We start from the raw sequence: 24,004 nt of genomic DNA, 5'->3' as shown, positions 1-24,004 counted from the left end.
ATCCAAATATCGGACACGATCGGCCGTGTCGGGTCGGCATCGTGGGTCGTGTCGATCGCCCGTCGACTCACGACCGAGCCGCGTCGACGAATACTCCGTCGCGCAAAATCGGAACGCAGGAACTCGAATCGACCTCGGCTGCGATGTCGACGTCTTCCGGGTGTCCCATCCCGGCCAATTCGCGACCCGAGGCGCATTGCCGCAGCTCGGAGCCTACGTCGTGCATGACGGCTCGCCACGCGGCAGCGGCTGTTCTCGCCTCGGGGGAGGCATCGGTTGCTCCGGCGTCGAGCAGGGCGGCGATGACTGCACCGGCCCCCCACAGGTCCTCGACGGCGGGGCGGAGCGATCCGTCCGGCCATCGTTCTCCGGCCGCTATGACCGCTGTCACCGCACTGCTGTTTCCGGTCCGTATCCACTGCCCCACTGCGGACGCGTTTCTCAGCGACGCTCCCACACACAGCGGGGCCGTGCTCGCGAGATCGTGGGCAATGGTGGACCCGTTCGGTGACGGCAACACCAGCCGAGCCGGTGCCGGCGCGGCCCGTACGGTGGCCGGGCACAAGCTGATCCGGCCCGGTGAGGCGGCCGACCGCCCCACGGCGAGGGCCGCGTCGAACTGCTCGGCCAACTCGGTGGCCCGGTCGTCGCGCCACCGACTGGGGATGACGTCGATACCCGCGTCCACAGCGACCGTGAGAGTGGTCGTGAACGACAGGACATCCACGACGACGGCGATGTCGGCGCCGTCGACACAGGCATCGGCACCGCGCAGACCCCAGTCGAAGCGGAGTCCGTACGCGTTCTGGGACAGTTCGGGGTCGGCCGGCATTGCCGAAAGGTAGCAAGTCCGGTGATACCTTCGGCGCGGGATCTAGTGGGGGAGAAACATGCAGTTGGAACTGGACACCAAGGTGATCGTCCTCGTGGCCGGTCTGCTGCTGCTGTGGGCACTGGGGTTGGGTGTCGTCAAGTACCACCAGATGTCGACGTCTCCGGACGGCACTGCCCACCGGTACGTCGACATCGCCCATCGGGCAGCGTTGATGTACTCGTTCGCCGCTCTGGTACTCGCTGTGCTGGCGCAGTTCAGCGCGTGGTCGGTGCCGGTGGATCTGATCGCCGCATCGGTGGTGCTGTTGTTCTTCGTCGCTGCCGTCGTGAGCTACACCGTGCACGGGTTTCGTCGGGACACCGAGAACCAGTTCGTCGATCCCGTCCCGGGGACGCATCTGTTCATGGTGTCGTTGATCGTCGGCGAAATCGGAGGAACAGCGGTGCTCGTGGCCGGCTTCGCAGCCGAGCAGTTCGGTGCGCGCTGAGAGACTCGGAAACTACCGAGGGTCCAGGTACAACTCGGCGGTCTCGGTGGCGACGGCGGACACCGCAGTTGCGAGACCGGGCTCGAGGTTCAGTGCAGCTGCCAGCGGTTCTCCGCGCAGGCCCTGCGTTCGGAGTAGCTCCCAGGCCCGTTCCACCAGGCGTACCGAGGTGGGATGGTCCAACTCGGGGCGGTTCGAGCGCAGTGCGGTGGCAGCCCAGTCCGCGTCGAAAGTCCCGTTGGGCGGACCGAACACACGCTCACCGGACGAATAGCTCTTGGGCTCCATACCCTCCGACGCTAGCAGCATCGCAGGACGGTGCAATCGTGACCGATGTGCGTCGGGACAGCACTACCGAACCGATCGGTTTCTTCAGTACGGTATGGCGATGTACGACGGCCACCGCAGGTCTCCACTCGCGCTCTGGGTCGTCGGATCGCTGGCGCTCGGTCTTCTCGCGGGTTGTGCCGGCGAGGACGGCAGCGGCCCGGTCGACGAGGTCTCGGCCGGCACGAACTACGTGACGGTCACGGGATCGTTGGTGGTCGGTGATCCCGTGACCGATCCCGTGCCGACCGTCGAAGCGCCGCCGCCCGCCGTGACAGAGCTACCCCTGAGCCTCGATGGCGCGCGGTTCCCGGGAGCGTCGCCGGTCGGTGTCACCGACGTGGTGTTCGAGGGGTCGTCGACTGTCGAATTCCGGTTGGCGGGCAACGGCCCTGTCTCCTACACGGTGCGGTATGTCGACGAAGCCGTCCGCTACGCCACGAGTGAACCGCTGGCAGTGCCGGGAAGATCGGTGTTGCAGGTGGATCTGTCCGGTACATCGACGGATTCCGACGGCACGTTCTCTCCGTATACCGGGCCCGAACGTGTCCGAGGAAGTGAGGGTTCCGCTGTTGTCTCGGTCGATTTTCTGGCCGATCCCGGCGGAATCTCGCAGGCCTTCGTCGGTGTTGCGGCCGATCGACCCGAGTTCACGGTGACGACCACCGAAGAACCTGCCGGGGTGATCGTCAACGTCGAGTCCTGACCGGACTCGCAGCGTCGAATGCATGTCGGCCGTAGCTGTTTCGGGCTGATTCGCGGGGACAGCGCGGTAGCATCGCGGTGTGTCCGACGCCACAGTGGGAGAGAGTTCATCCGGTCGTCTGCGCGTGCTCGTGTACAGCAGCAATGCCGCCACCCGTGCCCAGGTGCGGTCTGCGGTGGGAACTCGACCGGATCCCGCACTCGGTGACATCGAGTACGTCGACATCGCCACGGCTGCCGTAGTCATCGAGCACATGGATGCAGGCGGTGTCGCGTTGGCGATTCTCGACGGCGAGTCCTCACCCGTCGGCGGTCTGGGTCTGGCGAAGCAGCTGAAGGACGAGATCGTCGATTGCCCACCGGTGTTGGTGCTCATCGGACGTCCGGACGACGCGTGGTTGGCCGAATGGTCGCGCGCCGAGGCTGCAGTACCGCACCCGTTGGATCCGATTCGGCTCGGGCGTGCGGTGGTCGATCTGCTGGGGCAGCGCTCGGCACGCGTCGGTGCCCGGGTCTCTCGACCGCGGTAGATCAGACCGTCTTCTCCGATGCGGGGACCGTCAGCAGGAACCGGTGGATCGAACCGGCGATGACTGCTCCGAGCAGCGGGAACACCACGAACACCCACAGCTGTGACAGGGCCGGTCCGCCGGAGACGAGGGCCGGGCCGAGGGACCGAGCAGGGTTGACCGAGGTCGAGTCGATGCCGATGCCCAGCAGGTGAACCACGGTCAGGATGAGGCCGATCGGGATGCCGGCCGCCACGACGGGGTGAACGGTGGGGGCGGTCGTGGCCAGTACGACCAGGACGAGCAGGCCGGTCGCGATCGTCTCGAACACCGCCACCGACGCCAGCCCGTATCCTCCGGGTGACGAGCTGCCGAATCCGTTGGTGCCCAGACCGTCCGACGACATGTCGTATCCGGGGCGGCCGGACGCCACGAACAGTACGATCAGCGCGCCGATCACTGCACCGACGGCCTGCGCAGCGATGTAGAACGCAGCTTTGACCGGGGTGATGGCGCGAGCTATCAGGGCTCCGATCGTCACGGCCGGGTTGATGTGGCATCCAGAGACAGGCCCGATCGCGTAGACGAGGGCGAGCAGTGTGAGCCCGAACGCCAGGGCGATGCCCGGGGTGCCGACAGTGTCGCCCGCGATGACGGCGGTGCCGACTCCGAAGATCACGAGCAGGGCAGTTCCCAGTCCCTCGGCGGCGAGTGCCGAGACGGAAATCGATTTCATCATTTCTCCTGTTTCATGCTGCGGCCTCGTTCGGCCGGGATCGTCGGGAGGTTTGTCGTTGACGTCCGACCGGATCGCATGGGGTCCGGTAGTGATCTGAGTCACACTGTCGAGATCGGGTGCCCCATGCGTGTCAACGGATTACGAAACTGGAGTCCTCGAAATCCCGCGAGATCGACACCGAACCCATATCGTGTGTTTCAGGTCACATTGGTACGGCCGTCGCATTTACTCCGCGCCGGCGCGGTAGTCGATCGAGGGAGCAGATGCCGGGATGAACGCCTACGTTCCGATCCTCGTTCTCGGTGCCATTGCGGTTGTGTTCGCGGTGTTCTCGGTGATGGTCGGAACCATGGTGGGTCCGGCGCGGTACAACCGAGCGAAGTTCGACGCGTACGAGTGCGGCATCGAGCCCACGATGCATGCGCCTACGGGCCAACGATTTCCGGTGAAGTTCTACCTGACCGCCATGCTGTTCATCATTTTCGACATCGAGATCGTCTTCCTCTATCCGTGGGCCGTGCACCTCGACGTCCTGGGCGCTTTCGGACTGGTTGCCATGGCGCTGTTCGTCGTCAATGTGTCGGTGGCCTACGTCTACGAGTGGCGGCGAGGCGGACTCGGATGGGACTGACGCCCGAACGCTGATCGGCGGCGGCACGATGCACTGTTCTCACCTCAAGCGGATGCGAAAGAGCGTGATCGATGGGACTCGAAGAGAAGCTACCCAGCGGATTTCTGCTGACCACCGTCGAGGGGTTGGCGGGCTACGCCCGTAAGGGTTCGTTGTGGCCCGCGACCTTCGGTCTCGCGTGCTGTGCGATCGAGATGATGGCCACCACCTCCGGTCGGTTCGATCTCGCGCGATTCGGCATGGAAGCGTTCCGTGCGTCTCCGCGTCAAGCGGACCTGATGATCGTGGCGGGGCGTGTCAGCCAGAAGATGGGGCCCGTACTGCGGCAGGTGTACGACCAGATGGCGGAGCCGAAATGGGTCCTCGCCATGGGTGTCTGCGCGTCCTCGGGCGGAATGTTCAACAACTACGCGGTGGTTCAGGGTGTCGATCATATCGTCCCCGTCGACATCTACCTGCCCGGTTGCCCGCCCCGGCCCGAGATGCTGCTCAACGCAATCCTGGAGCTGCACAAGAAGATTCAGGAAATGCCGCTCGGTGTCAACCGCGAGCAGGTGCGCGCGGCCGCCGAGGCTGCAGCGTTGGCGTCCACCCCGACCATCGACTTGAAGGGGCTGCTGCGATGACGACGCACGGAGCCCGCGGGATGTTCGGTGTCCGGGGGAGCGGCGACACGTCCGGCTACGGCCGGTTGCAGCCGCCGGTGGCGTCGGTCGATACCGCGCTCCGACCCTACGGCAGCTACTTCGACGCCCTGGTCGATCGCTTGGCCGCTGTTCTCGACTCCGGGGACGCAGCCGTACCGTTCGAGGACGCCGTCGAACGTGTGGTGATCTTCCGCGACGAACTGACGCTGCATCTCTCGCGGGAGCACGTACCCGCTGTCGCCCGTGCTCTCCGTGACGACGGGGAACTGAGATTCGAATTGTGCACGGGGGCATCGGGCGTGCACTACCCGGATCATGTCGGCCGGGAATTGCGCGTGGTCTACCATCTGGTCTCCATCACCCACGGACGCCGTGTGCGACTCGAAGTGGCTGTGCCCGATGCAGATCCGCACACGCCCTCGCTCTGCGCGGTGTATCCGACCAACGATTGGCACGAACGCGAGGTCTACGACTTCTTCGGCATCGTCTTCGACGGTCATCCCGCCCTGACGCGGATCGAGATGCCCGACGATTGGGTCGGCCACCCCCAACGCAAGGACTATCCCCTGGGCGGAATTCCCATCGAGTACAAGGGCGCTCGGGTTGCGCCTCCCAACGAGCGCAGGTCGTACAACTGATGAGCGCAACGGACGAAACCATCTATGCGGTGTCGGGTCAGGACTGGGACGACGTGGTCGAGCTGGCCCGCGGGTCGACCACGGAACGCATCGTGGTCAACATGGGTCCGCAACACCCGTCCACCCATGGTGTGCTGCGGTTGATACTCGAGATCGAAGGCGAGACCGTCACCGAGGCCCGGTGCGGAATCGGCTACCTGCACACCGGTATCGAGAAGAACCTCGAGTATCGTAACTGGACCCAGGGCGTCACGTTCGTCACTCGGATGGACTATCTCTCGCCCTTCTTCAACGAGACCGCGTACTGCCTCGGGGTGGAGAAGCTACTCGACATCACCGACGACATTCCCGAGCGCGCGACGGTGGTCCGGGTGATGCTGATGGAGCTCAATCGGATTTCCTCGCACCTCGTGGCGTTGGCCACGGGCGGAATGGAATTGGGTGCCGTGACGGCGATGCTGTTCGGCTTCCGGGAACGCGAACTGATACTCGACGTCTTCGAGGCCATCACCGGACTTCGGATGAACCACGCCTACATCCGTCCCGGGGGCTTGTCTCAGGATCTGCCCGCCGATGCGATCGCCAAGGTCCGCGAGCTACTGCGGGTTCTTCCCGGCCGTCTACGCGACCTCGAACTCATGCTCAACGACAACCCGATCTGGAAGGCCAGAACCGAGAACGTCGGCTACCTGGACCTGACGGGGTGCATGGCCCTCGGCGTCACCGGTCCGGTGCTTCGCTCGACCGGGCTTCCCTACGATCTGCGCCGGTCCGATCCCTACTGCGGGTACGAGAACTACGAGTTCGATGTCGTCACCGACACCGGATGCGACTGCTACGGGCGCTATCTGATTCGCGTGGAAGAGATGAAGGAATCGCTCAAGATCGTCGAGCAGACTCTCGATCGGCTGCGACCCGGACCGGTGGTCATCGACGACAAGAAGATCGCCTGGCCGGCAGAACTGGTCTCCGGACCCGACGGTCTCGGCAATTCTCAGGACCACGTGCGCACCATCATGGACACCTCGATGGAGTCGTTGATCCACCACTTCAAACTGGTGACCGAGGGAATGCGAGTGCCGGCGGGCCAAGTGCTGTCCACCGTGGAATCGCCGCGAGGCGAACTGGGCGTGCACATCGTCAGCGACGGCGGCACTCGGCCGTACCGAGTGCATTTCAGAGACCCCTCGTTCACCAACCTGCAGGCGGTTGCCGCGATGTGCGAGGGCGGCATGATCTCCGACGTCATCGCTGCCGTGGCCAGTATCGACCCGGTGATGGGCGGGGTGGACCGATGACCACGCCACGCTCGGAGCCGGTACTCGTCCAACTCGGAGCCCGCCCCGAGGAAGCCGTACAACTGGTCGGCCCCGACGCACGCGAATCCTATCCCGACGACGTCCTGGCCCGCCTGCGCGCCGACGCCGACATCGTCCTCGCCCGCTATCCTCAGACCCGATCCGCGTTGCTGCCGTTGCTGCACCTGGTGCAATCCGAGGACGGATACCTCACGCCGGCCGGAATCGAATTCTGCTCGGACGTACTCGATCTCACCGGAGCAGAGGTGACCGCGGTCGCGACTTTCTACTCGATGTATCGCCGCGAGCCCACCGGCAACTATCGCGTCGGAGTGTGCACCAACACCCTGTGTGCCGTCATGGGCGGCGATGCCATCATGGACGCCCTGCGGGACCACCTCGACATCGATCACGGCGGGACCACGGCCGACGGTGCCATCACCCTCGAGCACATCGAGTGCAATGCCGCGTGCGACTTCGCGCCGGTGATGATGGTCAACTGGGAATTCTTCGACAACAGAACTCCGGCGTCGGCGCGGGAACTGGTCGACGCGCTTCGCTCCGGTGAGCAGGTGACCCCGACTCGCGGCGCGCCGCTGTGCACGTTCCGCGAGACCGAGCGAATTCTCGCCGGGTTCGCCGACGACCGGCCCGGGGCACTCGAATCCTCCGGCAGCGCAGGCGAAGCCACCCTCGCCGGCCTCCGGTACGCCCGAGAGCACTCGATGTCGGCTCCCCGGGCGGCCGCCGGCTCGCCGGACGATCATTCCGATCTCGGTGCCGAAGCCGTGGCGGAGACCGTGCGCGAGAAACCCGCTCCGGCTCCGTCGGCGACCGTTCCACCGCAGCCGAACACCACCGAAACCGATCCGTCGACGAAGGGGAAGTGACATGGCCCTGACGCCGGTGCTGAGCGAATTCTGGGACGAGAAGAACTCGTGGACCCTCGACACCTACCGCAGTCACGACGGATATCGAGGGCTGGAAAAAGCCCTGGCCATGGACCCCGACGACCTCATCGCCTTCGTCAAGGACTCCGGTCTGCGCGGCCGTGGCGGTGCGGGATTCCCGACCGGAACGAAGTGGAGCTTCATTCCACAGGGTGACGGGAAAGCCCACTACCTGGTGGTCAACGCCGACGAATCGGAGCCGGGCACCTGCAAGGACATGCCGCTGCTGATGGCCAGCCCGCACACGCTCATCGAAGGAATCATCATCGCGGCGTACGCCATTCGGGCATCGCATGCATTCGTGTACGTCCGCGGCGAAGTGGTACCGGTGTTGCGCAGACTGCATGCTGCAGTCGCCGAGGCATACGCGGCCGGCTACCTGGGCAAGGGCGTTCTCGGAACGGGATTCGATCTCGAGCTGGTGATCCATGCCGGTGCAGGCGCGTACATCTGCGGCGAGGAGACGGCTCTGCTCGACTCGTTGGAGGGTCGGCGCGGACAACCCCGGCTGCGTCCACCGTTCCCCGCGGTCGCAGGCCTGTACGCACGCCCGACGGTGGTCAACAACGTCGAATCGATAGCCAGCGTTCCGGTGATCCTGCGCAACGGAATCGAGTGGTTCCGGTCGATGGGCAGCGAGAAGTCACCCGGATTCACCCTCTACTCGATCTCCGGTCACGTGTGTCGTCCCGGCCAGTACGAGGCTCCGCTGGGTATCACCCTGCGGGAACTGCTGGACTATGCGGGCGGCATCCGGCCAGGTCACGAGTTGAAATTCTGGACACCGGGAGGTTCGTCGACACCGATGTTCACCGGCGACCACCTCGACGTGCCACTCGACTACGAAGGCGTCGGCGCCGCCGGATCGATGTTGGGTACCAAGGCATTGCAGATCTTCGACGACACGACGTGCGTGGTGCGAGCGGTACTGCGCTGGACGGAGTTCTACGCACACGAATCCTGCGGCAAATGCACGCCGTGCAGAGAAGGAACCTATTGGCTGGTGCAGATACTGCGCCGCCTCGACAGTGGAACCGGCACCGAAGCGGACCTGACGACACTGCTCGACATCGCTGACGGCATCGCCGGAAAGTCGTTCTGCGCGTTGGGAGACGGAGCTGCGAGCCCCATCGTGTCCTCGCTGAAGTACTTCCGCGAGGAATACATCCGACATGTCACCGAACAGGGATGTCCCTTCGATCCACACCGATCGACTCTGATGGCAGAGGAGCTGACGTCATGACCGCAGCTGCACATGGTCGTTCCGCGGTGACCCACGTGGAGATGGTGACACTGACCATCGACGACCACGAGATCAGCGTTCCCAAGGGCACGTTGGTGATTCGCGCCGCCGAGCTGATGGGTGTGCAGATCCCGCGCTTCTGCGATCACCCGCTGCTCGATCCGGTGGGGGCGTGCCGTCAATGTCTGGTCGACGTCGAGGGGCAGCGCAAGCCGTTGGCGTCCTGCACGACCACGGTGGCCGAGGGCATGGTCGTGCGCACTCAGGTGACATCGGAGTCGGCGGAGAAGGCGCAGCGAGGCGTCATGGAACTGCTGCTGATCAATCATCCGCTGGACTGCCCGGTGTGCGACAAGGGCGGCGAGTGCCCGCTGCAGAACCAGGCGATGGCGGCGGGTCGAGCAGAGTCCAGATTCGTCGAGACCAAACGCACGTACCCCAAACCGATTCCGCTGTCGGCGGAGGTCCTGCTGGACCGGGAACGGTGCGTCCTGTGCGCGCGCTGCACTCGGTTCGCGGCACAAGTGGCCGGCGACCCGTCCATCGACCTGCTCGAGCGCGGTGCGATTCAACAGGTCGGGATCTTCGGTAACGAGCCGTTCGACTCCTACTTCTCGGGCAACACCGTCCAGATCTGTCCGGTGGGTGCGCTGACCAACACCGAATATCGGTTCCGGGCGCGTCCCTACGATCTCACCTCGTCACCGAGCGTGTGCGAGCACTGCGCAGGCGGCTGTGCTCAACGAACCGACCATCGGCGCGGCAAGGTCCTTCGCCGGCTGGCAGGTGACGACCCGCAGGTCAACGAGGAATGGAACTGTGACAAAGGACGGTGGGCGTTCAAGTACGCCACCGAACCCGATCGCATCACCGCGCCGATGATCCGGGACGGATCAGGGGAGTTGATCGAGACGTCGTGGTCGGCTGCGCTGGCCGCCGCGGCGTCGGGGCTGGCCGCATCGGTCGGCCGGGCGGCGGTGTTGATCGGCGGAAGGTCGACCCTCGAAGACGCCTACGCGTACGCCAAGTTTGCTCGAACAGTGCTGAACACCAACGACGTCGACTTCCGCAATCGCAGCCACAGCACCGAAGAAGCCGACTTCCTGGCCGGCCGAATTGCAGCGACCGGGTTGGGGGTCACCTACACCGACCTCGAGCAGGCCCCGGTGGTGTTGCTGGTCGGCTTCGAGCCCGAGGAAGAATCGCCGCTGGTGTTCCTGAGGCTTCGCAAGGCGCACCGCACGAGCGCAGTGGTGGTGGCGTCGATCGCGCCGTTCTCCACCCGAGGCCTGCGAAAGCTCGACGGCGTTCTGCTGCAGTCGATTCCCGGTGACGAGCCGGCGTGGCTCGATGCGTTGCACATCGGCGATCGTGGGACCGAATCCATTGCTCACCTCCTTCGCGAGCCCGGTGCGATCGTGCTCGTCGGCGAGCGGCTCGGCTCCGTGCCCGGCGGTCTGGCGGCGGCTTCGAAACTGGCGGACGATACCGGGGCGCGCCTGGCCTGGATTCCGCGACGTGCTGGAGAACGCGGTGCCCTCGACGCCGGGGCGCTGCCGAACGTCCTGCCCGGCGGGCGTCCTGTGGCGGATGCGGCTGCGCGCGCCGAGGTTGCCGCGGTGTGGGGTGTGTCCGAGTTGCCGGCGGAGGTGGGCCGCGACACCGCGGCGATCCTGGCCGACGCCGGACCGAGTCGTGTCCTGGTCACTGCCGGAATCGATCTCGACGATCTACCGGACCCTGCGGGTGCACTCGATGCACTGGACCGATCGGCGTTCGTGGTGAGCCTGGAGCTACGCCGCAGTGCGGTCACCGAGCGGGCCGACGTGGTGTTCCCGGTGGCGCCGGTGGTCGACAAGCCGGGAACCTTCGTCGACTGGGAAGGACGACCGCGCGCGTTCGACACTGCGCTCGGTGCCGGTGCACTGATGCCGGACCAACGCGTCCTCGATGCGATCGCCGCACAGATGGGCGTCGAACTGGCCGTGCCCGACGCGGCGGCGGCACGCGCTCAGTTGACTCGCCTCGGTGTGTGGAACGGCCCGCGCATCCCGGTGGCCCGGATCGCGTCCCGCGCGGACGTTCCGACCCTCGGGTCCGGGGAGGCGATTCTGGCCACGTGGCGGATGCTCCTCGATGCGGGACGGATGCAGGACGGTGAGGACAATCTCGCCGCGACCGGTCGCCCGCCCACTGTTCGGTTGTCGGCGGCGACGGCGTCGGCCATCGGAGCGGAGACCGGTGACTCGGTGAGCGTCGCGACGGACCGGGGCTCGATCACGTTGCCGCTGACGATCACCGACCTGCCCGACACCGTGGTCTGGCTGCCGCTGAACTCGTCCGGTTCGGCGGTGTACCGGTCGCTCGGTGTGCAGTCGGGCGCGGTGGTTCGCATCGGTCGCGGCTCTGTGGAACGAGCAGAGGGCGCAGGAGTGGAGCCTGTGGAACGACCGAAGGGTGAGCAGTCGTGATCGTGGCCGCGCCGACCGATCTGTCGATGTTCGGCAACGATCCGTGGTGGTTGGTTGTCGGGAAGGCCTTGGCGGTCTTCGTGTTCCTGGTGCTCACGCCGCTGGTGGCGATCTACGCCGAACGCAAGATCATGGCGTGGATGCAGATGCGGGTCGGTCCCAACCGGGTGGGGCCGTGGGGCCTGTTGCAGTCGTTGATGGACGGGATCAAGCTGGCGCTGAAGGAGGGGATCACTCCGACCGGCGTCGACAAGCCGATTTACGTTCTGGCTCCGATCATTTCGGTGGTTCCCGCGTTCATGGCCTTCGCGGTGATTCCGTTCGGGCCCGAGGTGTCGGTGTTCGGTACCACGACGCCACTGCAGATGACCGACCTGCCGGTCGGGGTTCTGTACATCCTCGCGGTCACGTCGGTGGGTGTGTACGGGATCGTGTTGGCAGGGTGGGCGTCGGGCTCGACGTACCCGCTGCTCGGTGCGCTCCGTTCGACTGCGCAGGTGATTTCCTACGAGGTCGCGATGGGCCTGTCGTTCGCGGCGGTCTTCCTGTACGCGGGCACCATGTCGACGTCCGGAATCGTTGCTGCGCAACAGAACACCTGGTACGTATTTCTGCTGCTGCCGTCGTTCCTGGTGTACGTGACGGCGATGGTCGGCGAAACCAACCGCGCTCCGTTCGATCTGCCCGAGGCCGAGGGTGAGTTGGTGGGCGGGTTTCACACCGAGTACTCGTCTCTTCGTTTCGCCATGTTCATGCTCGCCGAGTACATCAACATGGTCACCGTGTCGGCACTGGCGACCACGCTGTTCCTCGGCGGCTGGCGGGCTCCGATTCCGCTGAGTCTGTGGAGCGGTGCCAACTCGGGGTGGTGGCCCGTGCTGTGGTTCACCCTCAAGGTCTGGGTGTTCCTGTTCGTGTTCATCTGGCTGCGTTCGACGCTGCCGAGGCTGCGCTACGACCAGTTCATGAACTTCGGCTGGAAGATCCTCATTCCGGTTGCCCTCGTCTGGGTGATGGTGATCGCGACGGTTCGGGTCCTCGGGGCCGAGCGCTACGACGTACCACTGGTCACGTTCGGAGTGTCGATGATCTTCGCGGTGGCCGTGCTGGGTGCGCTGCTGCTGATGGTGCGCAGGCATGCACGGGAACGGAATGTGCCGCCTCCTGCATCTGTCGTCGAGTTCGATGCGTTGGCAGGCGGATTCCCGATACCTCCCATTCCCGAGCAGGGCTCGAATTTCCCGAGCCGGCACGCCGGTGTGCGCTCATCCGCCGTCAGGTCACCGAAGGAGAACGCCGATGCCTGAATTTCTCGGTCCCATAGCAGGTTTCGGGGTCACCTTCGCCACGATGTTCAAGAAGCCCGAGACGGAGCTGTATCCGGAGGAGAAGAAGCCCACCGAGATTCGCTACCACGGGCGGCATCAGCTCAATCGGTACGCCGACGGTCTCGAGAAGTGCATCGGCTGCGAGCTCTGCGCGTGGGCCTGCCCGGCCGACGCCATCTACGTCGAAGGAGCCGACAACACCGAGACCGAAAGGTACTCTCCGGGCGAGCGCTACGGCGGGGTCTATCAGATCAACTACCTGCGGTGCATCGGGTGCGGACTGTGTGTCGAGGCCTGTCCCACAAGGGCTCTGACGATGACCAACGAGTACGAACTCGCCGGTGACAACAGAGCCGATCTGATCTACGAGAAGGACGCGCTGCTGGCCCCGCTGGAACCGCAGATGACCGCACCGCCGCACGCGATGGTGCCGGGCCTTACGTCCGAGGACTACTACCGGGGAGCCGTCACCGGCCACGAGTCAGGAGCCGAGTCCGCAGCCGAACCCGATGGTGGTTCGGTGCGATGAGTGCACCGGAAGCTGCGGTGCAGCTCGCCCTCGATGCCACGTCCACCGGTGAGGCCGTGCAGTTCTGGACCCTCGGTGTCGTCGCCGTCATCGGCGCACTCGGGGTGGTGATGAGCACCAAGGCCGTCTACTCTGCGTTGTTCCTCGCTGCCACGATGGTGGTGCTGGCGACCTTCTACATGGCGCAGGGAGCGCTGTTCCTCGGTGTCGTTCAGATCGTCGTCTACACCGGCGCGGTCATGATGCTGTTCCTGTTCGTTCTGATGCTCGTCGGGGTCGACACCTCGGAGTCGCTGACCGAAACTCTGCGTGGCCACCGCATCGCTGCCGTCGTCATCGGAATCGGCTTCGGACTGTTGATCATCGGGGTACTGCTGCGCGACGCGGCCCGTGCCGGTCGGCTCGACTTCGCCGGTCTCGACGCCGCCAACTCGACCGGAAACGTCGAGGGCCTGGCAGAGCTGATCTTCGTCGAATACGTGTGGGCGTTCGAGTTGACCGGAGCACTGCTGATCACTGCCACGATCGGAGCGATGATTCTGGCGCACCGAGAGGTTCTGGGGCCGGTCAAGGGTCAGCGAGAGATGGCGCAGGATCGCTTCCGCGACGGCTCGAGGGTGACACCGCTGCCGAGCCCGGGAGTGTATGCCAGGCACAACGGGGTCGATCGCCGCGCCTTGTTGCCCGACGGAACCGAATCCGAGTCCTCCGTCAACGCCATGTTCGCCGATCCGCGGGTCGAGAGTGACGAACGATGAATCCGGAGAACTACCTCTACCTGTCCGTTCTGTTGTTCGCGATAGGCGCGGCGGGCGTCATCGTCAGGCGCAACGCCATCATCGTGTTCATGTGCATCGAATTGATGCTCAACGCAGTCAATCTCGCGTTCGTCACCTTCTCCCGCATGCACGGCAACCTCGACGGCCAGTTGTTCGCGTTCTTCACCATGGTGGTCGCCGCCGCCGAGGTGGTGGTGGGCCTGGCCATCATCATGGCCATCTTCCGATCCCGTCGGTCGATATCGATGGACGAGAACTCCCTGATGAAGAATTGACGGGGGCGCAGAAATGATGTCGATGCTGTGGCTTCTTCCGGCTCTGCCTGCGTTCGGTGCGGCGTTCCTGCTGCTCGGTGGCAGGCGTACCGACCGCTGGGGGCACCTCGTCGCGACGGCGGCAGCAGTGTCCTCGTTCGTCGTGGCCGCGGTGGTGTTCGGCTCGATGCTCGGTCGCGCCGAGTCGGGCCGCGCCCTCACCCAGACCCTGTTCCGGTGGGTTCCGGTCGACGAATTACAGGTCGAGTTCGGCTTGCGCGCAGATCAATTGTCGATCTGCTTCGTCCTGCTGATCACCGGGGTCGGTTCGCTCATTCACGTGTACTCCATCGGCTACATGAGTCACGACGCCGAGCGGCGTCGCTTCTTCGCGTACCTCAACCTGTTTCTGGCAGCCATGCTGCTGCTGGTTCTGGCCGACAACTTCCTCGGTCTCTATCTGGGGTGGGAGGGTGTCGGTCTGGCGTCGTATCTGCTCATCGGCTTCTGGCAGCACAAGCCGTCGGCCGCGTCGGCTGCCCGAAAAGCGTTCGTGGTCAACAGAGTCGGCGACATCGGCCTGGCGGTTGCGCTGATGATCATGTTCGTCAACTTCGGCTCCGTGCAGTACGACGACGTGTTCGCCGGAATCGGCGGGGCGAGCGAATCCGTGGCCACCGCCATGGCGCTGATGCTGCTGTTGGCGGCATGTGGAAAGTCGGCGCAGGTGCCGTTGCAGTCCTGGCTCGGTGATGCCATGGAGGGTCCGACACCGGTGTCGGCACTGATTCACGCGGCCACGATGGTCACGGCCGGGGTGTATCTCATCGTGCGCTCGGGACCGGTGTTCGAGGCGTCGCCTGCCGCCCGCGCGGCCACCGTCACCGTGGGGGCGGTTACCTTGCTGTTCGGTGCCGTCATCGGATGTGCGAAGGACGACATCAAGAAAGCGCTCGCGGCGTCGACGATGAGTCAGATCGGGTACATGGTGCTCGCGGCCGGGCTCGGCCCCTCCGGGTACACCTACGCCATCGTGCTGTTGATCTCGCACGGCTTCTTCAAAGCGGGCTTGTTCCTGGGCGCGGGATCGGTGATGCATGCGATGAACGACGAGACCGACATGCGACGGTTCGGCGGACTCCGCGTCGCGATGCCGATCACGTTCGTCACGTTCGGCCTGGGGTATCTCGCCATCATCGGACTGCCGCCGTTCTCCGGCTTCTTCGCCAAGGATCCGATCATCGAGGTCGCATTCGCCGCCGGGGGAGTGGCAGGCCCGATTCTCGGCTGCGTGACGTTGCTCGGTGCAGGCCTGACGGCCTTCTACATGACTCGGGTGATGCTGTTGACGTTCTTCGGTCCGAAACGCTGGTCCGCGCAGGCACACCCGCACGAGGCGTCGGCGACGATGACCGCTCCGATGATCGTGTTGGCCGTCGGCTCGGTGGCGTCGGGTGCCTTTCTCGCGGTGGGCGGTCGCCTCGAGACATGGCTCGAGCCCGTGGTGGGATCGGCTCACGAGGAGCACGCGATTCCGGCTTGGGTCGTCACCGTCGCCGTCCTGGTGGTCGTTGTGGTCGGCGCGACCGTCGCCTACCGCAAGTACATCGTCGGTGAGGTTCCGTCGACGCCACCCGAGGACGTGTCGGCCGTGACCCGAGCCGCACGTGCCGATCTCTACGGAGACGCACTCAACGAGGCGGCATTCATGCGTCCGGGACAGACCCTCACGCGCGCACTGGTGCACGCCGACAACGGTATCGACGCCGTCGTGGACGGGGTGGGTAGCTCGATCGGTGGTGCATCGATGCGGTCCCGGCGGCTGCAGACGGGATACGTGCGGTCGTATGCGTTGGCGATGTTCGCGGGAGCCGTTCTCGTGGTACTGATGGTGGTGGCTCTGTGACTCCCTGGTTGACCGTTCTCTGGGTGCTCCCGATGCTCGGCGCGGTCGTCGTCGCCCTGGTGCCCGCCGCTCGTCCGACCGTCGCGCGCAGTGTCGCAGTGGGTTTCGCTGCCGTGACCTTGGCCGTGTCGGTCGCCTTGGCAGTGTCGTTCGACTCCGCTGGCGATCGGTACCAGTTCGTCGAGGACCATTCGTGGATAGCGGCTTTCGGTGCGCGGTACACCCTCGGCCTCGACGGCATCGGCCTCGTGCTGGTGTTGCTCACCACCGTTCTCACGCCGTTGCTGCTCGTCGCAGGCTGGTACGACGGCAGTCGCGTCGCGCACTACGGGTCCCGTCGGGTGTCGCACACGTACATGGCGTTGATCCTGGTGGTCGAGTCGATGGTCGTCGTCTCGTTCCTTGCCTTGGACGTGTTGCTGTTCTACATCTTCTTCGAGGCGATGTTGATTCCGATGTACTTCCTCATCGGCGGCTTCGGGGGCAAGCATCGTACGCGCGCCGCGGTGAAGTTCTTGTTGTACAACCTCTTCGGCGGTCTGGTCATGCTGGCGGCCGTCATCGGCCTCTACGTGGTGACCGCGAGACCCGACGGGCCGTTCGACGGCGGCACATTCGATCTGCGCGTGATCGCCGACGCGGCGGCATCGGGCGGACTCGGAGTGGACCCGATGGTCCTGAACGCGCTGTTCCTCGGCTTCATGTTCGCTTTCGCGATCAAGGCACCGTTGTGGCCGTTCCATTCGTGGCTACCCGACGCCGCCGTTCAATCCACGCACGCGACTGCGGTTTTGATGATGTCGGTGGTGGACAAGGTCGGCACGTTCGCGATGCTGCGGTTCTGTCTCGAACTCTTTCCTGGCTCGTCGCAGACGTTCGCGCCGTGGATCATCGCTCTTGCGGTCATCGGCATCGTCTACGGCGCGATACTGGCGATCGGTCAGACCGACATGATGAGACTGATCGCTTACACGTCTATTTCGCATTTCGGGTTCATCATCCTCGGCATCTTCGCCATGACCGGTCAGAGTCAGGCCGGTGCCACGCTGTACATGGTCAACCACGGAATTTCCACGGCCGCCCTGTTCTTGATCGCGGGCTTCCTCGTCTCGCGTCGAGGGTCACGAGCGATAGCCGACTACGGCGGTGTGCAGAAGGTGGCACCGGTGCTCGCCGGCACGTTCTTGATCTCGGGACTTGCCACGCTCTCTCTACCCGGCCTCGCCCCCTTCGTGAGCGAGTTCCTGGTGCTGATCGGCACGTTCGGTCGATACGGAGTCGCTGCGATCGTGGCCGCCGGAGCCCTCGTGCTGTCGGCGATCTACATACTGTGGCTCTACCAGCGCGTCATGACCGGGCCGGTCCGTGAAGACAACCGGACGGTGCCCGATCTCGTCCGACGCGAGCTGGCCGTGGTGGTGCCGTTGATCGCGTTGCTGATCGTGCTCGGCGTCTACCCGAAACCGGCGCTCGATGTCATCACTCCGGCAGTGCAATCCACGATCGTCGACGGTTCAGGAGGTCAGCGATGACCACACCCGAGGTGCAGTACGGTCTGCTGGCACCGATGCTGATCGTGTTCTCGGTCGCAGTTCTCGGCGTTCTCGTCGAAGCGTTCGTGCCGCTGCGGGCCCGTCGGCTCATGCATCTGGGTCTTGCCCTCGCAGGACTGGTGGTAGCGCTGGCGGCGATCCTCGGTCTGGCCGGAACCGAGGCGTCGGCGATGAACGGGGCGGTCGCGATCGACGGCCCTACCCTTTTCCTGCAGGGAACCATTGTGCTGGTGTCGATTCCGGCAGTCGCACTGCTGGCGGAGCGCACCGTTGCAGTCACCGGGGCCGGTGCCGAGCGCCGGATCGATTCGTTCACTCCACAGGCATCGACCACCCCGGGCAGCGTGGCGGAGAAGGAGGCCATCGATGCAGGCGTCGCCCAGACGGAGGTATTTCCTCTGGCGATGTTCGCGATCGGCGGGATGCTGCTGTTCCCGGCGTCCACGGATCTGCTGACGATGTTCGTGGCGCTGGAAGTGCTGTCGCTGCCGCTGTATCTGCTCTGCGGACTCGCCCGACGGCGGCGGCTGCTCTCACAGGAAGCGGCTCTGAAATACTTTCTGCTGGGCGCGTTCTCGTCCGCGTTCTTCCTGTTCGGAGTCGCGTTCCTGTACGGATACGCCGGAACCGTTCGGTTGGACGGCATCGCCGACGCCATCGCGGTGGACGGCCCGGGCAGATCGCTCGCGCTGATCGGAACCGCCTTGCTCGCAGTGGGTCTGCTGTTCAAGGTCGGCGCGGTGCCATTTCATTCCTGGATTCCCGACGTCTACCAGGGTGCACCGACGCCGGTGACGGCGCTGATGGCCACGGTGACCAAGGTCGCGGCGTTCGGTGCGATTCTTCGCATCTTCGGAATGGCTCTGCCCGGTCTCGACTCGAGTTGGCGACCGATGCTGTGGGTGGTCGCCATCGCGACGATGGTGCTGGGTTCCGTTGTCGCGGTGACGCAGACGGATGTCAAACGGATGCTGGCGTACTCGTCCGTTGCACACACCGGATTCATCCTCACGGGAGTGACGGCACTGGGTGATTCCGGTGACGGGGGTGACGCCGGTGTGTCGGCCACGATGTTCTACCTGGTGGCGTATGCCTTCAGCACTCTCGGAGGGTTCGCGATCATCGGGTTGGCGCGCGACGAACGCGGTGAGGTGAGCGATCTCGATCGGTGGGCGGGAATCGGCCGTCGGTCACCGCTGGTGGCGGCGGTGTTCGGGTTGTTTCTGCTCTCGTTCGCCGGGATTCCGCTCACCAGTGGGTTCATCGGCAAGTTCGCGGTGTTCAGTGCTGCCTCCGGTGCAGGCGGAGCGGCGCTGGTCGTGGTCGGTGTGGTGTGCAGCGCGATTGCGGCGTTCTTCTACGTGCGGGTGATCGTGCTGATGTTCTTCACCGATCCGGGAGAGACGACTGCCACGATCGTGCGCCCGACTGCGTCGGTGTCGTGCTCGATAGGGGCCTCGGTGGTGGTCACCGTCGCTCTCGGAGTCTTTCCGCAGCCCGTTCTCGACCTCGCTGCGCGTGCCGCGAACTTCCTGTAGCTCTTACTTCGCGGACTTCATTCGCTGCTTCCACGTGTGCGAGCCGGTACCGACCGGTAGTCCGCCGATGGCTCCCGCAAGGCCGAACGCGGGCATGTTGACGTAGATCGCCTCGCTGTTCTGTGCTGTGGCGGTATAGGTTTCGTGCCACACGCCGACGTGGCGGGTTGCGGCCACCGATCGATTGAAGGCACGCCAGGCGGGTGCATGTGGTGCGTCGGGATCGGAGGCGAATCGCGTCAGATCCTCGGCAGTGCGCCAATAGCTGACCAGCATGGTGGTGCGCCCCAGCCACGAGTGGTAACCGAGCAGCCCGGAAGCGGGATCCTGCTCGAGATGGCCGAGCATCCGCGGCATCGCGCGCACCACGGGTAACCAGGAGCGAACGGCCACCGGATTGTTGATCCGCATTCCGATGAGGAAGACCGTGACGGTGTCTCGTTCGAATTCGACCGTCCGGCGGCCGTCGATGATGGGTGGCATGACGTGTTCCCGTCTGTTCGGTGGGTGAGGCATTATGTGACACTGTTATAAAACACCGTTGTGATAGATTCCGCAAGTGGCGAGACCCAGAATTCACGACGAGCAGTTGCGGACCCGGCTACTGGAGTCCGCGGCGGAAACCGTTGCGCACCAGGGCGTCGACTCGTTGTCGCTGCGGAAACTGGCCGCTGCACAGGGCACCTCCACAACGGCGATCTATTCGTTGTTCGGCGGACGTACCGAGTTGCTCGTGGCACTGTTCGCCACCTCGTTCGCGAGTTTCGGGGACTCCCAGCGCCGGGTTCCGGTCACCGGCGATCCCGAAGTGGACCTACGGGAGCTCGCCGTCGCGTACCGCACCTGGGCCCTGGCCAATCCGCATCTGTACACGGTGATGTTCGGGGGAGTGCTCGGTTCGATCGATGTTGCAGACGAGGCGCATCGCGCGGACGCGGCCATGGATCCGCTCCGCGCTGCCGTGTCGAGCGCCGTCGCGGCGGGAACCATGGCCGGGGCGTCGGTCGAGTTGATCAGCCACTCGTTCTGGGCGATCGTGCACGGATTGGTGTCGCTCGAATTGGCAATGCCCTCGACCGCCGACGACGAGACTCGTCGGGCGATGTTCGACGCGGGAGCGGAGTGCGTGCTGCGCGGGTGGACGCGTCAGTAGGTGCGCGGTATTCCGAGAATCTTGGTCGCATCCACGGTCATACCCAACCGCGCCGTCGGAGCGAGTGTGGGCAGGTCCGGGACATCGTCGACATCGACGGTCGCAGCGCCTATCACGTCGGATCCGGCGATCTCGAAGTCCGACATCGCGCGCCGTAGGTGGCTCGGAGTCGTTGCCAGCACCAGATTCTCGACGCCGATCTCGGCTGCCAGTGCGGTGGTGCGCTGTGCGTTCTGCACCGTCGAATTCGCGGTCGATTCGGTGTGAATGCGATCGGCCGCGATGCCTTCGTCGACGAGCCATCGGTGCATGGCTTCGGCTTCGGTGATACCGCTCTGCGGATTCCCGCCAGTGACGACGATGGGGGACTCGGGGGAGCGCTCCGCCGCGGCGACGGCCGAGCGTAGACGTGCCACCAACTCGCCTGTCATGCTGCCGTCACCCTCCAGCCCCAGCCCGAGCACCACGATCGCGGTACGCGGTCCGTCGGTGGTCGGGGCGAAATCGATTGTCTGCGTGGCGGCTTCGTCGATGATGGCGATGGCGCGATCGACTGCATCGGCCAGGGTTGGAGACAGGCCGCGCAGGCGGGTCCTGTGCTCCGTCAGAGCAGCGGTATCGGCGGTCGCGTTGGCATAGAACGTCTGCAGAGCTGCCACGTTGGCGTCGTCCGGGGCAGCGGTTGCGAGCGCATCGAGTGCCGCGAAACCGGCGTCGTAGCGCCCCTTCACCAATGCACTCTGCGCGTCGTTGTAGCGCTCCGCGTCGGCCGACCGGACCGTTTCGGCGACGGTTGCCGGGGCCGAGGCCTCGGGCGCGGCAACCGCCGAGATCGAGCCGAACCCGACAGCGAGCGCGGCGGCGCAGGACACCACGGCAACGCGAACGGTCGGTCGTACTCGGCCTTGTCGCACTACTGACGTCCTTTTCGAGCGGTGACGGGTTTCCGCCACCCTAGCTCAATTCGGTGCCGGTGTGACTGGTGTGAGCAGAGTTGTTCGAGTTACATGAATGTACTTCTGAGCAGGGACTTCTTCCGTCACAAAGTGACCGGGGCGCGTCCGCGATCGGCGGGTTCGATGGTCACCTCGGCATCGGGAAGAAAAACGCGCTCGGTCGTCGTGGTGCCGTCGACGCCGTCGGTCACGGTCACCGCCACGTTCTCGGCGACCTGGCCTGCGCTTTCGATGAACCCGGTCGCGACACCCTCTTCTATGAGCAGGTGATCACCCACCAGGAGAAGAAGCTCGTCCGCCGTCACCGTTCGTATGCCGCCCACATCTTCGATAGTCATGAATCCCACCGTAATGCGCGGCGCTGCACAGCGCCGTCGCATGTTCGACAATCTCTGCATGACCGAACGGCGGAAGACATGGACAGCGCCCACACCCGAACAGGTCACGGGTCCGCTCGTCGGCGACGAGCGGCCGATTCTCGAAGGAATGCTGCAGTGGCATCGAGCGACACTGCTCAACATCTGCGCCGGTGCCGACGCCGAACAGTTGGCGCGGCGACCGTTTCCGCACTCGACGCTCTCCCTGCTCGGACTCGTGCGTCATCTGGCGAAGGTCGAACGCATCTGGTTCCGAGAGCGACTGGAGTCGATGTCGTTCGCTCCGATGTACGACGCGGCGTTCGGTAAGGACTCCGACTTTCTGGGCGCGACCGAGTCCGGGGCCGAATCCGACTTCGCGCGATTCTCCGCCGAGTGCGGTGCCTCGGACGAGATCGCGGCCCGGCACTCGTTGGACGATCTGGTCGACTCGCGCGGTGGGCCGATGTCGCTACGGATGGTCTACGTGCACATGATCGGTGAATATGCCCGGCACAACGGACACGCGGACATCATCCGCGAACAGATCGATGGAGTCATCGGCCGTTGAGGGCATAGCGTAGACACACCACCCGACCCCCTACGAAAGAAGGTGTTTCGGTGACCGATTCCGATGCAGCACTCGATCCGACCTCGCTGCGCCCGTCGTTGTACATCGACGGACAGTGGCAGGGGGCCGGTGACGGCGGTACCAGAGACATCGTGAACCCAGCGGACGGCAGCACGGTCGCCGTGGTGGACGAGGCCACGCCGGACGACGCTCTGCGGGCGGTGGCAGCCGCGCGAGCGGCGTTCGACGACGGACCGTGGCGCTCGGTCACGGTGGCCGAGCGCCGCGATCTGCTGAACCGCATCGCCGATCTGCTCCAACGCGACAAAGCGACGTTGGCGCGCATCGAGACCCTCGACACCGGAAAGACATACGGCGAGAGCGAGATCGACATCGACGACGTGACGTCGGTCTTTCGCTTCTACGCCGATCTCGCTGTGGTGCAGGCCGATCGTCTGATCGACGTCGACCGACCCGAAATCCTGAGCCGTGTGGTGCACGAGCCCATCGGTGTCTGCGTCATGATCGCACCGTGGAACTACCCACTGCTGCAGATCTCGTGGAAGATCGCCCCCGCGTTGGCAGCCGGCTGCACCATGGTGCTCAAGCCGAGTGAGGTGACTCCGCTGTCCACCATCGCGTTCACCAAGCTGGTGGAAGAAGCCGGAGTACCGGCCGGTGTGGTCAACCTGCTGCAGGGCAGCGGCGCGGTTCTCGGGGACGCGCTCACCAGGAACCGCGACGTCGACTTCGTCTCGTTCACCGGCGGACTGGCGACGGGCAGACACATCCTGGCCGCGGCGGCCGAGAACGTCACCAAGGTGGCCGTCGAACTCGGCGGCAAGAATCCACACATCGTGTTCGCCGATGCGGTGGCCGACGAACAGGCGTTCGCCGACTCGGTCGACAACGTCCTGACCGGAGTTTTTCTGCACTCGGGTCAGGTGTGTTCGGCAGGCACTCGACTCATCATCGAGGAATCGGTCGCCGACCGCTTCGTCGCTGCGGTGGCCGAACGGGCGAAAACCATCGTCATCGGCCCGGGCATGGACCCGGCGAGCGAGACCGGTCCACTGGTGTCGCAGGCACAGCGAGAGAAGATCGAAGCCTTCGTGGCGACCGGCGTCGAGGAGGGCGCGACGCTGGTCATCGGCGGAACGAAGCCGGACGATCCGGCCCTGGACAAGGGTAGCTATTTTCTGCCGACGATCTTCGACCACTGCAATCGGTCCATGAATATCGTGCAGGAGGAGACATTCGGGCCCATACTCACTGTGGAGCGCTTCGGCACCGAGGCCGAAGCACTCCTGTTGGGTAACGATACGAATTACGGTCTCGCCGCGGGAGTTCGGACATCGGACGCCGCGCGAGGCGAACGGATGGTCCGTGGGCTTCGCCATGGCACGGTGTGGCTCAACGACTTCGGTGTCTACACCGCTGCCGCGGAATGGGGCGGCTTCAAACAGTCCGGCAACGGACGCGAGCTCGGACCGTCCGGAATGTCCGAATACCAAGAGGCAAAGCATATTTGGCACAACACCTCACCCACCGCGGCGGGGTGGTTCGGTACCCGATAGCGAAAGATCGGAAAGGCCAGGCGC

26 protein-coding genes are annotated in these 24,004 nt (G+C 64.9%); 20 read left to right on the top strand and 6 right to left on the bottom strand.

Annotated elements, in window-relative coordinates:
* Window positions 1-67: 67 nt before the first annotated feature.
* Window positions 68-832, bottom strand: a complete 765-nt coding sequence (locus CH296_RS23920) for a 2-phosphosulfolactate phosphatase (protein WP_094685849.1) — start codon at window positions 830-832, stop codon at window positions 68-70.
* Window positions 833-890: 58 nt separating this feature from the next.
* Between CH296_RS23920 and CH296_RS23915 the strand changes: the two genes are divergently transcribed.
* On the top strand, window positions 891-1,322 hold the full coding sequence (locus CH296_RS23915; protein ID WP_094657042.1) for a hypothetical protein: 432 nt from the start codon (window positions 891-893) through the stop codon (window positions 1,320-1,322).
* 12 nt (window positions 1,323-1,334) lie between these two features.
* Here the strand turns inward: CH296_RS23915 and CH296_RS23910 are convergent, their stop codons facing one another.
* Complete coding sequence (locus CH296_RS23910) at window positions 1,335-1,610, bottom strand: hypothetical protein (protein ID WP_094657259.1); 276 nt, start codon at window positions 1,608-1,610, stop codon at window positions 1,335-1,337.
* Between the two features lie 100 nt (window positions 1,611-1,710).
* Here CH296_RS23910 and CH296_RS23905 point away from each other — a divergent pair, with 100 nt between their 5' ends.
* Together CH296_RS23905 and CH296_RS23900 are read left to right on the top strand one after the other, a co-directional pair.
* The gene (locus CH296_RS23905; protein ID WP_143546411.1) at window positions 1,711-2,355 is read left to right on the top strand and encodes a hypothetical protein; all 645 of its coding nucleotides are present in this window, start codon (window positions 1,711-1,713) and stop codon (window positions 2,353-2,355) included.
* Window positions 2,356-2,434: 79 nt separating this feature from the next.
* The gene (locus CH296_RS23900) at window positions 2,435-2,884 is read left to right on the top strand and encodes a hypothetical protein (RefSeq protein ID WP_094685847.1); all 450 of its coding nucleotides are present in this window, start codon (window positions 2,435-2,437) and stop codon (window positions 2,882-2,884) included.
* Window position 2,885: 1 nt separating this feature from the next.
* Here the strand turns inward: CH296_RS23900 and CH296_RS23895 are convergent, their stop codons facing one another.
* Complete coding sequence (locus tag CH296_RS23895) at window positions 2,886-3,599, bottom strand: aquaporin (RefSeq protein WP_094685959.1); 714 nt, start codon at window positions 3,597-3,599, stop codon at window positions 2,886-2,888.
* A 274-nt stretch (window positions 3,600-3,873) separates the two neighbouring features.
* Between CH296_RS23895 and CH296_RS23890 the strand changes: the two genes are divergently transcribed.
* The 14 genes from CH296_RS23890 (at window position 3,874) to nuoN (ending at window position 19,367) form a co-directional block, all read left to right on the top strand.
* Window positions 3,874-4,233 (top strand): NADH-quinone oxidoreductase subunit A, encoded by a 360-nt coding sequence (locus tag CH296_RS23890; protein ID WP_032397854.1) that lies wholly within the window; start codon window positions 3,874-3,876, stop codon window positions 4,231-4,233.
* Between the two features lie 71 nt (window positions 4,234-4,304).
* Window positions 4,305-4,859 (top strand): NADH-quinone oxidoreductase subunit B family protein, encoded by a 555-nt coding sequence (locus tag CH296_RS23885; protein WP_032397855.1) that lies wholly within the window; start codon window positions 4,305-4,307, stop codon window positions 4,857-4,859.
* Window positions 4,856-5,518 carry an NADH-quinone oxidoreductase subunit C gene (locus CH296_RS23880; protein ID WP_094648072.1) on the top strand — a complete coding sequence of 221 codons (663 nt, stop codon included), beginning with the start codon at window positions 4,856-4,858 and terminating at the stop codon, window positions 5,516-5,518. Before CH296_RS23885 ends, CH296_RS23880 begins: the two co-directional genes overlap by 4 nt.
* Window positions 5,518-6,816: an NADH dehydrogenase (quinone) subunit D gene (nuoD, locus tag CH296_RS23875; RefSeq protein WP_032397857.1), complete on the top strand. Its 1,299-nt coding sequence runs from the start codon at window positions 5,518-5,520 to the stop codon at window positions 6,814-6,816. Before CH296_RS23880 ends, nuoD begins: the two co-directional genes overlap by 1 nt.
* Window positions 6,813-7,706 (top strand): NADH-quinone oxidoreductase subunit NuoE, encoded by an 894-nt coding sequence (nuoE, locus tag CH296_RS23870; protein WP_094685846.1) that lies wholly within the window; start codon window positions 6,813-6,815, stop codon window positions 7,704-7,706. The genes nuoD and nuoE overlap by 4 nt, the downstream gene beginning before the upstream one ends.
* A 1-nt stretch (window position 7,707) precedes the next feature.
* On the top strand, window positions 7,708-9,009 hold the full coding sequence (nuoF, locus tag CH296_RS23865; RefSeq protein WP_094685845.1) for an NADH-quinone oxidoreductase subunit NuoF: 1,302 nt from the start codon (window positions 7,708-7,710) through the stop codon (window positions 9,007-9,009).
* Window positions 9,006-11,480: an NADH-quinone oxidoreductase subunit G gene (locus CH296_RS23860; protein WP_094685844.1), complete on the top strand. Its 2,475-nt coding sequence runs from the start codon at window positions 9,006-9,008 to the stop codon at window positions 11,478-11,480. The genes nuoF and CH296_RS23860 overlap by 4 nt, the downstream gene beginning before the upstream one ends.
* Window positions 11,481-11,506: 26 nt before the next feature.
* Window positions 11,507-12,787, top strand: a complete 1,281-nt coding sequence (gene nuoH, locus CH296_RS23855; protein ID WP_094685958.1) for an NADH-quinone oxidoreductase subunit NuoH — start codon at window positions 11,507-11,509, stop codon at window positions 12,785-12,787.
* Window positions 12,780-13,337, top strand: a complete 558-nt coding sequence (gene nuoI, locus CH296_RS23850) for an NADH-quinone oxidoreductase subunit NuoI (RefSeq protein WP_094685843.1) — start codon at window positions 12,780-12,782, stop codon at window positions 13,335-13,337. The genes nuoH and nuoI overlap by 8 nt, the downstream gene beginning before the upstream one ends.
* On the top strand, window positions 13,334-14,095 hold the full coding sequence (locus CH296_RS23845) for an NADH-quinone oxidoreductase subunit J (protein ID WP_094657048.1): 762 nt from the start codon (window positions 13,334-13,336) through the stop codon (window positions 14,093-14,095). Before nuoI ends, CH296_RS23845 begins: the two co-directional genes overlap by 4 nt.
* Window positions 14,092-14,391: an NADH-quinone oxidoreductase subunit NuoK gene (gene nuoK / locus CH296_RS23840; RefSeq protein WP_032397862.1), complete on the top strand. Its 300-nt coding sequence runs from the start codon at window positions 14,092-14,094 to the stop codon at window positions 14,389-14,391. Before CH296_RS23845 ends, nuoK begins: the two co-directional genes overlap by 4 nt.
* Before the next feature lie 13 nt (window positions 14,392-14,404).
* Window positions 14,405-16,276, top strand: coding sequence for an NADH-quinone oxidoreductase subunit L (gene nuoL, locus CH296_RS23835; protein WP_179277804.1), 1,872 nt, complete (start codon window positions 14,405-14,407; stop codon window positions 16,274-16,276).
* A 32-nt stretch (window positions 16,277-16,308) separates the two neighbouring features.
* Window positions 16,309-17,808, top strand: a complete 1,500-nt coding sequence (locus CH296_RS23830) for an NADH-quinone oxidoreductase subunit M (protein WP_373557305.1) — start codon at window positions 16,309-16,311, stop codon at window positions 17,806-17,808.
* Entirely contained in the window at window positions 17,805-19,367 is a 1,563-nt protein-coding gene (nuoN, locus tag CH296_RS23825; RefSeq protein WP_094685841.1) for an NADH-quinone oxidoreductase subunit NuoN, read from the top strand. The genes CH296_RS23830 and nuoN overlap by 4 nt, the downstream gene beginning before the upstream one ends.
* A gap of 3 nt (window positions 19,368-19,370) precedes the next feature.
* On the opposite strand, the gene CH296_RS23820 is transcribed toward nuoN, so the two are convergent.
* Window positions 19,371-19,850, bottom strand: coding sequence for a DUF4188 domain-containing protein (locus tag CH296_RS23820; protein ID WP_094682838.1), 480 nt, complete (start codon window positions 19,848-19,850; stop codon window positions 19,371-19,373).
* A 76-nt stretch (window positions 19,851-19,926) separates the two neighbouring features.
* Between CH296_RS23820 and CH296_RS23815 the strand changes: the two genes are divergently transcribed.
* Complete coding sequence (locus CH296_RS23815) at window positions 19,927-20,520, top strand: TetR/AcrR family transcriptional regulator (RefSeq protein WP_094685840.1); 594 nt, start codon at window positions 19,927-19,929, stop codon at window positions 20,518-20,520.
* On the opposite strand, the gene CH296_RS23810 is transcribed toward CH296_RS23815, so the two are convergent.
* Together CH296_RS23810 and CH296_RS23805 are read right to left on the bottom strand one after the other, a co-directional pair.
* Window positions 20,514-21,434 (bottom strand): YdcF family protein, encoded by a 921-nt coding sequence (locus CH296_RS23810; RefSeq protein ID WP_094685839.1) that lies wholly within the window; start codon window positions 21,432-21,434, stop codon window positions 20,514-20,516. The genes CH296_RS23815 and CH296_RS23810 overlap by 7 nt on opposite strands.
* A 125-nt stretch (window positions 21,435-21,559) precedes the next feature.
* Window positions 21,560-21,814, bottom strand: a complete 255-nt coding sequence (locus tag CH296_RS23805) for a hypothetical protein (protein WP_143546410.1) — start codon at window positions 21,812-21,814, stop codon at window positions 21,560-21,562.
* Between the two features lie 58 nt (window positions 21,815-21,872).
* Between CH296_RS23805 and CH296_RS23800 the strand changes: the two genes are divergently transcribed.
* Window positions 21,873-22,403, top strand: coding sequence for a DinB family protein (locus tag CH296_RS23800; protein ID WP_045199857.1), 531 nt, complete (start codon window positions 21,873-21,875; stop codon window positions 22,401-22,403).
* 50 nt (window positions 22,404-22,453) lie between these two features.
* Window positions 22,454-23,980 carry an aldehyde dehydrogenase family protein gene (locus tag CH296_RS23795; RefSeq protein WP_045195472.1) on the top strand — a complete coding sequence of 509 codons (1,527 nt, stop codon included), beginning with the start codon at window positions 22,454-22,456 and terminating at the stop codon, window positions 23,978-23,980.
* The last annotated feature ends 24 nt before the right edge of the window (window positions 23,981-24,004 follow it).

Origin of the sequence: Rhodococcus sp. 14-2496-1d, from assembly GCF_002259365.1 — a bacterium.
GTDB lineage: Bacteria > Actinomycetota > Actinomycetes > Mycobacteriales > Mycobacteriaceae > Rhodococcoides.
This window is presented reverse-complemented; position numbering and strand designations above follow the sequence as displayed.